The organism is Paracidovorax valerianellae, assembly GCF_900102625.1.
Taxonomy (GTDB): domain Bacteria; phylum Pseudomonadota; class Gammaproteobacteria; order Burkholderiales; family Burkholderiaceae_C; genus Paracidovorax; species Paracidovorax valerianellae.
In genome coordinates this window covers 121,624-133,865 of the sequence record NZ_FMZC01000006.1, presented here as the reverse complement: position 1 = coordinate 133,865, position 12,242 = coordinate 121,624, and the positions used below count along the sequence as shown (strand labels likewise).

Here is a 12,242-nt window from a genome sequence, read left to right as displayed (position 1 = left end):
CGGTCGGTCAGTGATTTTGGTTGGCGGACGTCTTGAGGAATTGAAGGAATCCCGGATCGGCGTAGGCGGAGGGCGGAAGGTCATCGGTCAGCAAGGCGGCATCGACCTCAGCCACTTCGTTCACGCCTTTTTCATCCTGCGCGACGTTGATCACCACCAGGCCGACCAGCAAAGCGGTAATCGGCACCGCCGATACCAGCGCTCGCCACCAGCTGCCGCCTGCACCGCCCCAGCCCAACACGGCACTGTTGCCCGAGGTCAGCACAGCAGGCGCCGTCTGCCTGACGGGCGCAACCACCTTGCGCTTCGAGAGTGCCTGTACCCGGGCCGCACGAAGCCGCTCGGAAATCTCGTAGGGGAGGTCGGCGGTTCCATCGTTGAGGCGCGTGGCGACGCGGCGCGCAAAACGCTCGGCTGCCACTTCCGCAGGATGGGTCAAAGACTGGTGATTCATAGTTCGATTCCTTTCGCCTTCAGTGCTTTGCTGAGGGTCTGGATGGCACGAAAACAGTGCGTTTTGACGCTGCCCTCTGAGCAGCCCATAGCGGCCGCTGTTTCCGCAACATCCATCTCTTCCCAGTAACGCATCAAAAACGCCTCCCGTTGACGGCCTGGCAACTCTTGAATTTCTGCCTCGATATTGTGAAAGACCTGGGCACGCCGTGTCAGATCTTCTGCGCTCTGTGCGGTTTCTCCACCTTCCGGCCCTGAATAAGCTTCCAGCAGGTCGAAGTCCGCGCCATCTTCGCCGGGCCCTTCGAAATCGCTCATGCTGGAAAACAGGGCATTTCGCGTTTTCTGCCGCCGAAACCAGTCCAGCGTGCAGTTCGACAAAATTCGCTGAAACAGCATGGGCAACTCAGCCAAAGGCTTGTCGCCGTAATGCTCGGCCAGTTTGAGCATGCTGTCCTGAACAATGTCCAGTGCCGATTCCTCGTTTCGCACGTGATAAAGCGAGCGTTTGTACGCCCGTTTTTCTACGCCTTTGAGGAAATTGGAGAGTTCTTGTTCAGTAGCCAAGAGAAAGTTGCCCGCTCGTGGGGCGTTATCCGCTGGTGACAGCACCGGCGCGTGGGAGCGCTGAGTTTATCGCATCGATTCCAAATCTTTTCAGCGATCGATGGCCGATATGCATGTTGCAGTGCCATAATCCGCGTTGCAATTCAAAAGGCAAACGGGTCTCGGTCCGGCGCAGCAATCATCTCGCCCATGTCCGAAGCCTCAAGTTCCAAGTCGGCTCCACAAGAGCGCGCATGAGGGGCACCCAAGGTTTTTCGTCAGAGAAATTCGCAAAGGTTGATCATGGAAATCTCCAAAGCCGAAATCACTTCGGCGGCCGCTGCCTCGCAGGGCCATTCGCATTCCGCCTCTCAGGATCTCATGGGATCCGAAATCCTCATCAAGTCTCTGCAGGCCGAAGGCGTGCAATTCATCTGGGGCTATCCGGGCGGCGCGGTTCTCTACATCTACGACGCGCTCTACAAGCAAGAGACCATTCAGCACGTGCTGGTGCGCCATGAGCAGGCCGCAGTACACGCCGCCGATGGCTATGCCCGCGCGACGGGCGAGGTCGGCGTGGCCCTCGTCACTTCAGGCCCTGGGTTGACCAATGCCGTGACCGGCATTGCGACGGCTTATATGGACTCCATCCCCATGGTCATCATTTCGGGCCAGGTGCCCACGCACGCCATCGGGCTGGATGCGTTCCAGGAATGCGATACCGTGGGTATCACTCGGCCCATCGTGAAACACAATTTTCTCGTCAAAGATGCCCGCGATCTGGCCATGACGATGAAAAAGGCCTTTCACATTGCCAGGACTGGCCGGCCCGGCCCTGTGGTGGTCGATATTCCGAAGGATGTGTCCTTCAAGAAGGTGGTTTACAGCGGTTATCCGCAGAGCGTCGAAATGCGCTCCTACAACCCGGTGCGCAAGGGCCACGGCGGTCAGATTCGCAAAGCCCTGCAACTGCTGTTGACGGCCAAGCGGCCCTACATTTATACGGGCGGCGGCGTGCTGTTGGGCAACGCCACGCAAGAATTGCGCACGTTGGTGGACATGCTGGGTTATCCGGTCACCAACACGTTAATGGGCTTGGGTGCTTACCCTGCCAGCGACCGCAAGTTTCTGGGCATGCTGGGCATGCATGGCACGATCGAAGCCAACAATGCCATGCAGAACTGCGATGTGCTGCTGGCCGTGGGTGCGCGCTTCGATGATCGCGTCATCGGCAACGTGAAGCACTTTGCCCAGAACGACCGCAAGATCATTCACATCGACATCGATCCGTCGAGCATTTCCAAGCGCGTCAAGGTCGACATTCCTATCGTCGGGGACGTCAAGGACGTGCTCACTGAGTTGATCAACATGGTCAGCGAATCCAGCACCCGGGCCGATGCGGGTGCTCTGGCTGCATGGTGGGACACGATCGAAGGCTGGCGCAAGCGCGACTGCCTCAAATACGACCGCAGCAACTCCGAGGTGATCAAGCCGCAATACGTTGTCGAAACCTTGTGGAACATGACGAAGGATGCTGACACCTACGTCACCTCTGACGTGGGGCAGCACCAGATGTGGGCCGCTCAGTACTACCGTTTCGACGAGCCTCGCCGCTGGATCAACTCCGGCGGGCTGGGCACGATGGGCGTGGGAATTCCTTACGCCATGGGCATCAAGTTGGCCAAGCCTGACTCGGAGGTGTTTTGCATCACGGGCGAAGGCTCGGTGCAGATGAACATTCAAGAGCTCTCGACTTGCCTGCAATACAACACGCCGATCAAAATCTGCGCGTTGAACAACCGCTACCTCGGCATGGTGCGGCAGTGGCAGGAGATTGAATATTCCGGACGCTACAGCCACAGCTACATGGACGCCTTGCCCAATTTCGTCAAGTTGGCAGAAGCCTATGGCCATGTGGGTCTGCTGATCGAGCGCCCTGAAGATGTGGAGCCTGCCCTGCGCGAAGCACGCAAACTCAAGGACCGCACGGTTTTCATGGACTTCCGGACCGATCCCACGGAAAACGTCTTTCCGATGGTGCAGTCTGGTAAAGGCATTACGGAAATGCTTTTGGGGTCTGAAGACCTTTAAGCAGATCTGCACGCAGCGCTTTACTATCAAGCGTTTTCTGCTATCTATTCGATAGCAATTTCCCAACGACGAATCTATTGCCTGCCAAGTCTGGCGCTTACCAGCGTCAGGGGAGGGCAGCGAAAAGAGGAATCTGCACCCATGAAACACATCATTGCCGTCCTGCTCGAAAACGAACCCGGCGCGCTTTCGCGCGTCGTCGGATTGTTTTCCGCCCGCGGGTACAACATCGAATCGCTCACCGTCGCACCTACGGAGGATGCATCGCTTTCACGCATGACCATCCAGACCACAGGCTCGGATGACGTCATTGAGCAGATCACCAAGCACTTGAACCGCCTGATTGAAGTAGTGAAAGTGGTGGACCTGACCGAAGGCGCTTACACCGAGCGGGAACTCATGATGGTCAAGGTTCGAGCCGTCGGCAAGGAGCGCGAAGAGATGAAGCGCATGGCCGACATCTTTCGCGGCCGCATCATCGACGTGACCGAAAAAAGCTACACCGTCGAGTTGACCGGAGACCAGTCCAAAAACGATGCGTTCTTGCAGGCGATCGATCGGACTGCCATTTTGGAGACCGTCCGGACGGGTGCCAGCGGTATCGGCCGTGGCGAACGCATCTTGCGCGTCTGAGCGGCCACGCCTTTCCTCATTTTTCCCTCTACCCCCTCACTGATTCAACTGGAGCCAACATGAAAGTTTTCTACGACAAAGACTGTGACCTGAGCCTGATCAAAGGCAAGACCGTGGCCATCATCGGCTATGGCTCGCAAGGACACGCCCATGCCCAAAACCTGAACGACAGCGGCGTGAAAGTCGTGGTCGGTCTGCGCAAGGGTGGCGCTTCGTGGGACAAGGTCGGCAAGGCCGGACTGAACGTTCTGGAAGTGAACGATGCCGTGAAGGCTGCTGATGTGGTCATGATTCTGCTGCCCGATGAGCAGATCGCAGAGGTCTACACGAACAACGTGGCGCCCAACATCAAGCAAGGCGCGTCGCTGGCTTTCGCCCACGGTTTCAACGTGCACTACAACCAAGTGGTGCCCCGCGCCGATCTGGATGTCTGGATGGTGGCCCCGAAGGCCCCTGGCCACACCGTGCGCAATACCTACACCCAGGGCGGCGGCGTGCCACATCTGGTGGCTGTGCACCAAGACCAGTCCGGCAAGGCGCGCGACTTGGCTCTGTCATACGCCATGGCCAATGGTGGCGGCAAGGCCGGCATCATCGAAACCAATTTCAAGGAAGAAACCGAGACCGATCTGTTCGGCGAACAGGCAGTTCTTTGCGGTGGTGCGGTCGAGCTGATCAAGATGGGTTATGAAACCCTAGTGGAAGCCGGCTACGCGCCTGAAATGGCGTACTTCGAGTGCCTGCATGAACTCAAGCTGATCGTGGACCTGATCTACGAAGGCGGCATCGCCAACATGAACTACTCGATTTCGAACAACGCCGAGTACGGCGAGTACGTGACCGGTCCTGAAGTGATCAATGAGCAATCGCGCGCTGCCATGCGCAATGCACTGAAGCGCATTCAGAACGGCGACTACGCAAAAATGTTCATTCAGGAAGGCCGTCTGAACTATCCAAGCATGACGGCCCGCCGTCGCAACACGGCAGACCACAGCATCGAAGTGGTGGGCAACAAGCTGCGCGCGATGATGCCTTGGATCGCCAAGAACAAGCTGGTCGACCAGACCCGCAACTGATCGTCGCTGCGTGCCGCGGTTTGATCCGCGAGCGCGATGACATGAACGAGGCCACTGCGGTGGCCTTTTTCTTTGGCCATTCCAGAGCTGGTCAGGCACTACACTCCGCTGTCCGCCGATCGGCGGGATTGGGCTGTGACACTCTTATTTGATAGCTGCTTGCGCCGATGCGCGGGCGCCGGAGGTTGATTTGATGCACGAGGGCAATGATTTCGCCAATGACACGCCCATGGTGGTGCGCAAGCGGCGCAAAGGCATCTACATATTGCCCAACCTGTTCACACTGGCTGCGCTGTTCGGCGGGTTCTATTCCATCGTGATGGCCATGAACGGGCGTTTCGATCTGGCTGCCGTGGGAGTTTTCTGCGCGATGGTGCTGGACAGCCTGGATGGCCGTGTGGCCCGGATGACCAACACGCAAAGTGCCTTCGGCGAGCAGATGGATTCGCTGTCCGACATGGTGTCTTTTGGTGCCGCGCCGGCACTCATCGCCTATGAATGGGCCCTTAAAGGGCTTGGCCGATGGGGATGGATCGCCGCCTTCGTTTACTGCGCATGCGCGGCATTGCGCCTGGCTCGCTTCAACGTGAATACCGGCGTGGTGGATAAGCGCTATTTCCAGGGACTTCCGTCGCCAGCCGCTGCAGCGCTGGTGGCAGGGTTCATCTGGCTGTTGACGGAACTGGGCGTGCGGCGCGGCGAAGACATGTGGATGAGCTGGCCGCAGGTCAGCTGGACCATGTTCGGATTCACTCTGTATGCTGGCCTCACCATGGTGACCAACGTGCCGTTCTATAGCTTCAAAGACATCCAGATGAAGAAAAGCGTGCCTTTTGCCGTGATCGTGCTGATCGCGCTGGGCATTGCCATCATCAACATCCATCCACCGACCGTTCTGTTCAGCGTGTTTGTGCTTTATGGCCTCAGTGGATATTTCGTCTATGCCTGGCGCAAGGCAAAAGGCCAACATAGCAGCGTGATCAGCATGTCTACCGACGAGCCGGATGAGCGCGGCCTGCACAAATGACAGGCTGAATTCACGAACGACCGGTGTGCTACATTGCGCCGCATGAAAATGCTGGCACTACCGCTATCGCCATCTGCTTTCGGGCTGAGACGTTAGCGTACAAGAGCAGTTTTCCAAAGGCCCGTATGCATTCGCGACGGGCCTTTTCTATTGCGTGCCAGAATTTCAAATGGCGAACCCCCATTCTTGGAGAAACACAAATGGCAGACAAGCTGATCATTTTCGACACCACGCTGCGCGATGGCGAGCAGTCGCCTGGTGCATCGATGACCAAAGACGAGAAGCTGCGAATCGCGCGCCAACTCGAGCGCTTGAAGGTCGATGTGATCGAGGCGGGTTTTGCGGCCAGCTCCAATGGGGATTTCGAGGCGGTGCAGTCCATCGCGCAGGCCATCAAAGACTCGACCATTTGTTCTCTGTCGCGTGCGAATGACCGCGATATTTCTCGGGCCGCCGAGGCTCTGAAGGGGGCCAACAGCGCCCGTATTCACACGTTCATTGCGACCAGCCCTTTGCACATGGAAAAGAAGCTGCGCATGACGCCTGATCAGGTGCTGGAGCAGGCCAAGCAATCGGTGCGATTTGCGCGCAACCTGATCGGGGACATCGAATTCAGTCCCGAAGATGGCTACCGCAGCGAGATGGATTTTCTCTGCCGCGTGTTGGAAGCGGTGATCAACGAAGGTGCGACCACCATCAACGTGCCGGACACCGTCGGCTACGCCGTTCCCGAGCTGTACGGCAACTTCATCAAGACCTTGCGTGAGCGCATTCCCAACAGCGACAAGGCCATCTGGTCTGTGCACTGTCATAACGATCTGGGGATGGCGGTGGCGAATTCTCTGGCTGGCGTGAAGATCGGCGGAGCACGCCAGGTCGAGTGCACCATCAACGGCCTCGGGGAGCGTGCAGGCAACTGTTCACTGGAAGAAGTCGTGATGGCGGTCAAGACGCGCAAGGACTACTTTGGACTGGAACTCGGCATCGAGGCTCAGCACATCGTGGCCGCCAGCCGCATGGTCAGCCAGACGACCGGTTTCGTGGTGCAGCCCAACAAGGCGGTGGTGGGTGCCAACGCCTTCGCTCATGCAAGCGGCATTCACCAAGACGGCGTTTTGAAAGCCCGCGACACCTACGAAATCATGCGAGCGGAAGATGTTGGCTGGTCGGCGAACAAGATCGTGCTGGGCAAGTTGAGCGGGCGCAATGCCTTCAAGCAGCGCTTGCTTGAGTTGGGCGTGCAACTCGACAGCGAAACGGACGTGAACAGCGCTTTCGCCAAGTTCAAGGAACTGGCAGACCGCAAGAGCGAGATCTTCGACGAAGACATTCTTGCGCTGGTCAGCGGCGAAAGCGCTGCCAACGAGCAGGAGCAGTACGGTTTTGTTTCGCTGTCGCAGCACAGCGAGACGGGAGAGCGCCCGCAAGCCACCATCGTGTTCACGGTCGCCGGCAAAGAGGTTCAGGGCCAGTCTGATGGCAATGGCCCGGTGGATGCGTCGCTCAAGGCCATCGAATCGCATGTGAAGAGCGGCGCAGAGATGGTGCTCTATTCGGTCAATGCCATCAGTGGCTCGACGGAGAGCCAAGGAGAGGTGACCGTGCGGCTTCAAAACAGCGGACGTGTGGTGAATGGAGTCGGTGCAGACCCCGATATCGTCGTTGCGTCAGCCAAAGCCTACATCAGTGCGTTGAACAAATTACAAAGTAAAGCCGATCGGGTAGCCGCACAAGGCTAGTCATCGAATTTATAATTCATTCACTTTATTGAAAGGTCGCGCAAGGTATTGATCTTGCGCGACTTTTTTCGATTCTGTACACTGACAAACACTTTTTACCGCTTGGAGCATTCTGATGCATGTACGCCCTCGCGCTTCTTCCCGCTTCTTTCGCACCGTCGCGTTTCTAGCGATGAGCATTGCGCTCACGGCCACCACGGTGCACGCGGCTGAGCGAAAAAAGGTGCAGATCAAGAAGCAGGCGGCTTCGACGACCGCCAAACAGCGTCCTGTGGCAAGGTCTGCCAAAGCCGTTTCCCGGAAAGCTGTGACGAACGTCAAGGCCACACGTGTTTCTGCTCGCAGCGTCAAGACGGTAGCCCGCATGGTTGCCGTGCCTGAAAAATTGTCGTTCGGCCAAGTTGCCGGGTTGCACTCCTTGACAGATCCTCTGGATTTGAAGTCAAGCGTCGCCTTGGTCATCGACCAAGACACCAATGAAGTGCTGCTCAGCAAGAACGACCACGCGGTTCTGCCCATCGCTTCGTTGACGAAATTGATGACCGGGTTGCTCGTCTCTCAGGCGCATCTGCCGATGGACGAACCGATCACCATCACGCAAGACGATGTGGATACCGAGAAGTTCAGCAGTTCACGTCTTGCCGTCGGCACCACGCTGACTCGTGGGGAGATGATGCATTTGGCCCTCATGTCCAGCGAAAACCGGGCGGCACACGCTTTGGGACGCACTTTTCCCGGGGGGCTCGAATCTTTCGTGGCCCAGATGAATGCCAAGGCGAAACTGCTCGGCATGACGGACACCCGGTATGTCGAGCCAACGGGCCTCTCCAGCCACAACCAATCCAGTGCCCGTGATCTCGCCACGCTGGTGAATGTGGCGCACGGCGATCCAATGCTGCGTGAGTTGACCACGTCTCCCAGCTATGAAGTGGCCGTCGGACGACGTACCCTTCAATACAACAACACCAACCGGCTGGTGAAGAGCCCGGTTTGGGACATTGGTCTTCAGAAGACTGGCTATATCTCCGAAGCAGGCCGCTGCCTGGTCATGCAAGCCCAGATCTCGGGCCGCAAGCTGATCATGGTGTTCCTGGATTCGGCTGGGAAGTTCAGCCGCCTCGGCGATGCGGAACGGGTTCGCACCTGGGTGGAAAAACTGCCTGCGATTGGCACTGTGCCGACCCTTCACGCGATCGGCACCAAGGAATAAAGACGGGGTGAAGCGGCGGTTTTGCTGACGCAGCCGCCTCGGTTACTAGTTGAAAGCGGCAGACTGATGTGCCTGCCTCTCTCCGAGGCCTTCTCTTATTCGGTGACCGCTTTGTCTCTGCGATGGATGGCGTAACCCAGCGCCTGGGAGATTTCGCTGGCCGTCGCCTGGAGTTTAGGTAACCAGTTTTCGTCCAGGCGATCCGCTGGGGCCGAGATCGACAGACCCGCCACCAGATTGGCCTGGTCGTCATAGACGCCCGCTGCCATGCAGCGAACGCCAAGTTCCAGTTCTTCGTTGTCGCGTGCGATGCCGTATTGGCGTGCTTTGCCCAGCTCACGCTCCAGCACAGGAAGCTGTGTGATGCTGTTTCGTGTATGCCCTGACAGCCCGGTGCGCATCGCATAGGCACGAACACGTTGCGGGTCGTCTGCCGCCAAAAATAGCTTGCCTGTAGACGTCAAATGCAGCGGTGCTCTACCGCCGATGGCTCGAACCACCTGCATACCGGACCGCTCGCTGTATGCGCGCTCCACATACACAATTTCGTCGCCCTGGCGCATGCTGAGATTCACAGGTTGCTGGATCAGCTTGTGCAAGTTGCGCATCGGAGCGAGCGCGGCATCACGCACGCTCAAGCGTGCTTTGACGAGATTGCCCAATTCCAGCAGCCGCATGCCCAGGCGATAGCTGCCCGACTCCGGGCGGTCGACAAAGCGGCCAATCGTCAAGTCGTTGAGGATGCGGTGCGCGGTCGATGGGTGCAGCCCGGTCTTTTCACTGATTTCTTTCAGTGAAATGGCCTCTTCGCGCGAGGTGAGTACGTCGATGAGCGCAAACATGCGCTCCAGCACCTGGACGCTGGGTTTGGCGGGGACGCCTGCATCGTCTTTTTTCATGGTGATGTGATTGGACGAGAAGCCAGCATTTTATCTTGTGAAATGCTGGTGTTCGACACTCGCTCAATCAGCGGGCCGCCACTCTCCGCCCACGCGCAATTCATGCGGCAGAAAGCGGGCCTTGTAGCTCATTTTCGGGCTCTCTTCAATCCAGTAACCCAGGTAGACGTGCGGCAGACCCAAAACCCGTGCTTGCTCGATCTGCCAGAGCACGTTGTATGTGCCGTAGCTGCAGCCGGGTTCAGGGTCGTAGAAGGTATAGACCGCAGAAAGGCCATCGTCCAGCACGTCAAGAATCGAAACCATGCGCAGTGCGCCCGTCACGCCATCGACATCGGGCTCGCGAAACTCCACCAACCTGGAGTTGACCCGGCTTTGCAGCAGGAACTGGGTGTATTGGTCGATGCTGTCGTGGTCCATGCCGCCGCCGCAGTGGCGAAGGTTCTGGTAGCGCAGGTACAACTGGTAATGCTCAGGCACATAGCCCAGCCGGAGCACTCTGGCCTGCAGATTCTGGTGCCTTGCCCAAGCGCGGCGCTGGCTGCGGTCCGGCTTGAAGGATTGTGTCAATACCCGCAAGGGTGTGCAGGCCTGGCACCCGTCGCAATAGGGGCGGTACGTGAACATGCCGCTGCGGCGAAAACCCCATGCTACCAAGTCCGAATACACGTCGTTCTGTATCAGATGGCTGGGTGTGGCGACCTGCGAGCGTGCCTGCCGCGCAGGCAGATAGCTGCATGGATAGGGGGCCGTGGCGTAGAACTGCAAGGTGTGCAGCGGCAGGTCGTTGAGTTGCGTCATCCCGCATTCCCGAGGTTGGGTATCAGCTGGTTCCAGTATACGGGCTCGAATTTCCAGGAGAAGGCCGGTTCCTTCGAAGCCCTCGCAACATGGTCAAGGAACTCGGAGCGTGCGATTTCACGGGCTCCCACGGAGGCGAGGTGGGAGGTGTTCTGCTGGCAATCGATGAGCGGCGCGCCGTAGTGCCGGCAAAGGCAGACCAGGGCTGCCAGCGCCACCTTGGAGGCATCCGTGGCGTGGGCGAACATCGACTCGCCAAAAATGGCTTTGCCGAGCGCGATGCAATACAGCCCACCGACCAGACGGCCATCGACCCAGGTTTCAATGCTGTGCGCAAAGCCAGCGGCATGGAATGCGCGATACGCCTCCACCATTTGAGGAACGATCCACGTGCCGTTCTGCCCTGATCGTGGAGTGCCGGCGCACGCTTTGATGACCGCGCCAAAGTCGTGGTCCACGCGAATCTCGCAGTGGGGCGACGCCTGGAATTTTTGCAAAGTCTTGCGCAGTGACCGGTGCAGCCGGAACTCCGCCACTGGCAGCACCATGCGGGGATCGGGGCTCCACCAGAGGATGGGTTGCCCAGGACTGAACCACGGAAAAATACCCTGGTGGTAAGCATTTCTCAACTGCGCGGGACTCAGGCCGCCGCCTGCGGCAAGCAACCCTGGGGCTGGGGAATCGTGACCCCAGCTGAGTTCTACGCTGGGGAAATCGTCTCCGGGTTGTAGCCAAGGCAGGTGATCGGCGGGCATGCGCGCAGGCAAAGTGAAATAGTCGAAGCATTGTCACCCAGCGCGTGCTGACGCGCGGCCACACAGCCCAGCATTGCATTGACCTAATGTTCTGAACGAACTCCTTCCGATGGGCGTTCGTAAAACGCTATGGATCATTGACCATCGACGTCTCCCGTTTCGTTGTCATCGCTATCGACTTCTCGCAGGCCCGCCGGTGGGGAGGAGATGATGGCTTCCAGAAACTCAATCAACGCTTTCGACGGATTCGCGCGCTCGATCCACAGCATGTCGATGCCCCATTGCGCCAAGACTTCGCGTTGCACTTCGTTGGGATGCGTGGAAAACAGATAAGAGCGCGGCTGCGGCACGCCCGGCACCGACAATTGCCACAGCCGCGACAGGCGATAGAAAAGATAGCGGATGTTGATGTCGGCCAGGCTGTAGCCAATGAAAAGCACTGATCGGCCCAGCGCGTCCGCTCGCAGTTTGATGTCGAGAGGCGATTCGAAATCAAGCCGCCGAAAATAACTGCTTTCGTCGAGCACGATGGACTCCTCGCTCTGGACGTCGCCGTGAAACTTGATGATCTGCGTCGCACCCGGCTTCACCTTGGCAAGGTCGGCAACGCTCACGATGGGAACATGAGGAACGCCGTGACATTCGAACGCGCGCTCCAACCATTGGTCGTAGTTGGTGGTGTAGATGATTCGGAATCCGCCGTGCACGATCAAGGCGTGGACCCGTGAGTTCTGCACGCTGATGTCGCTGCGGTGCCACTCGCAGGCCATCCAGTCGCGCAGCGGTTCGAGGCTGCCGCGCTGCAGCCGGAAATATTCGGCCCGAACCAGATAGCTGCCTTTGTCCGCGAATGCGATGGGGTCCATGCCCAGTTCATCGGCCATGTGCTCGATGAGCGCGCTCCAGGGAGGCAATCCCAGGCCCATCGACACGCCGGCGCCCACGAAGAGAATGACTTCGCCACGCGCACACGCAGCGCGAAGTTGTTCGAGTTTTTCTGTTTCTCCCATCG

12 protein-coding genes are annotated in these 12,242 nt (G+C 58.4%); 6 read left to right on the top strand and 6 right to left on the bottom strand.

Going from position 1 to position 12,242, the window contains the following annotated elements:
- Nucleotides 1-7: 7 nt before the first annotated feature.
- Entirely contained in the window at nt 8-454 is a 447-nt protein-coding gene (locus BLT03_RS11800; protein ID WP_092743833.1) for a DUF3619 family protein, read from the bottom strand.
- Entirely contained in the window at nt 451-1,020 is a 570-nt protein-coding gene (locus BLT03_RS11795; RefSeq protein ID WP_092743831.1) for an RNA polymerase sigma factor, read from the bottom strand. Before BLT03_RS11795 ends, BLT03_RS11800 begins: the two co-directional genes overlap by 4 nt.
- 282 nt (nt 1,021-1,302) lie before the next feature.
- On the opposite strand from BLT03_RS11795, the gene BLT03_RS11790 reads away from it, so the two are divergent.
- The 6 genes from BLT03_RS11790 (at nt 1,303) to BLT03_RS11765 (ending at nt 8,775) form a co-directional block, all read left to right on the top strand.
- On the top strand, nt 1,303-3,090 hold the full coding sequence (locus BLT03_RS11790) for an acetolactate synthase 3 catalytic subunit (RefSeq protein WP_092743829.1): 1,788 nt from the start codon (nt 1,303-1,305) through the stop codon (nt 3,088-3,090).
- 141 nt (nt 3,091-3,231) lie between these two features.
- Complete coding sequence (ilvN, locus tag BLT03_RS11785) at nt 3,232-3,723, top strand: acetolactate synthase small subunit (RefSeq protein ID WP_092743827.1); 492 nt, start codon at nt 3,232-3,234, stop codon at nt 3,721-3,723.
- A gap of 59 nt (nt 3,724-3,782) precedes the next feature.
- Nucleotides 3,783-4,799, top strand: a complete 1,017-nt coding sequence (ilvC, locus tag BLT03_RS11780) for a ketol-acid reductoisomerase (RefSeq protein WP_092743825.1) — start codon at nt 3,783-3,785, stop codon at nt 4,797-4,799.
- 193 nt (nt 4,800-4,992) lie between these two features.
- Nucleotides 4,993-5,826 carry a CDP-diacylglycerol--serine O-phosphatidyltransferase gene (gene pssA / locus BLT03_RS11775; RefSeq protein ID WP_092743823.1) on the top strand — a complete coding sequence of 278 codons (834 nt, stop codon included), beginning with the start codon at nt 4,993-4,995 and terminating at the stop codon, nt 5,824-5,826.
- A 200-nt stretch (nt 5,827-6,026) separates the two neighbouring features.
- The gene (locus tag BLT03_RS11770; protein ID WP_092743821.1) at nt 6,027-7,565 is read left to right on the top strand and encodes a 2-isopropylmalate synthase; all 1,539 of its coding nucleotides are present in this window, start codon (nt 6,027-6,029) and stop codon (nt 7,563-7,565) included.
- Between the two features lie 115 nt (nt 7,566-7,680).
- The gene (locus BLT03_RS11765; RefSeq protein WP_092743819.1) at nt 7,681-8,775 is read left to right on the top strand and encodes a serine hydrolase; all 1,095 of its coding nucleotides are present in this window, start codon (nt 7,681-7,683) and stop codon (nt 8,773-8,775) included.
- A gap of 95 nt (nt 8,776-8,870) precedes the next feature.
- On the opposite strand, the gene BLT03_RS11760 is transcribed toward BLT03_RS11765, so the two are convergent.
- From BLT03_RS11760 to BLT03_RS11745, 4 genes are all read right to left on the bottom strand, one after another.
- Nucleotides 8,871-9,674, bottom strand: a complete 804-nt coding sequence (locus BLT03_RS11760; protein ID WP_092743817.1) for an IclR family transcriptional regulator — start codon at nt 9,672-9,674, stop codon at nt 8,871-8,873.
- A 63-nt stretch (nt 9,675-9,737) separates the two neighbouring features.
- Nucleotides 9,738-10,475: an arginyltransferase gene (locus BLT03_RS11755; protein ID WP_092743814.1), complete on the bottom strand. Its 738-nt coding sequence runs from the start codon at nt 10,473-10,475 to the stop codon at nt 9,738-9,740.
- The gene (aat, locus tag BLT03_RS11750) at nt 10,472-11,230 is read right to left on the bottom strand and encodes a leucyl/phenylalanyl-tRNA--protein transferase (protein ID WP_092743812.1); all 759 of its coding nucleotides are present in this window, start codon (nt 11,228-11,230) and stop codon (nt 10,472-10,474) included. The genes BLT03_RS11755 and aat overlap by 4 nt, the downstream gene beginning before the upstream one ends.
- Nucleotides 11,231-11,364: 134 nt before the next feature.
- Nucleotides 11,365-12,240, bottom strand: coding sequence for an SIR2 family protein (locus BLT03_RS11745; protein WP_092743810.1), 876 nt, complete (start codon nt 12,238-12,240; stop codon nt 11,365-11,367).
- Between the last annotated feature and the right edge of the window lie 2 nt (nt 12,241-12,242).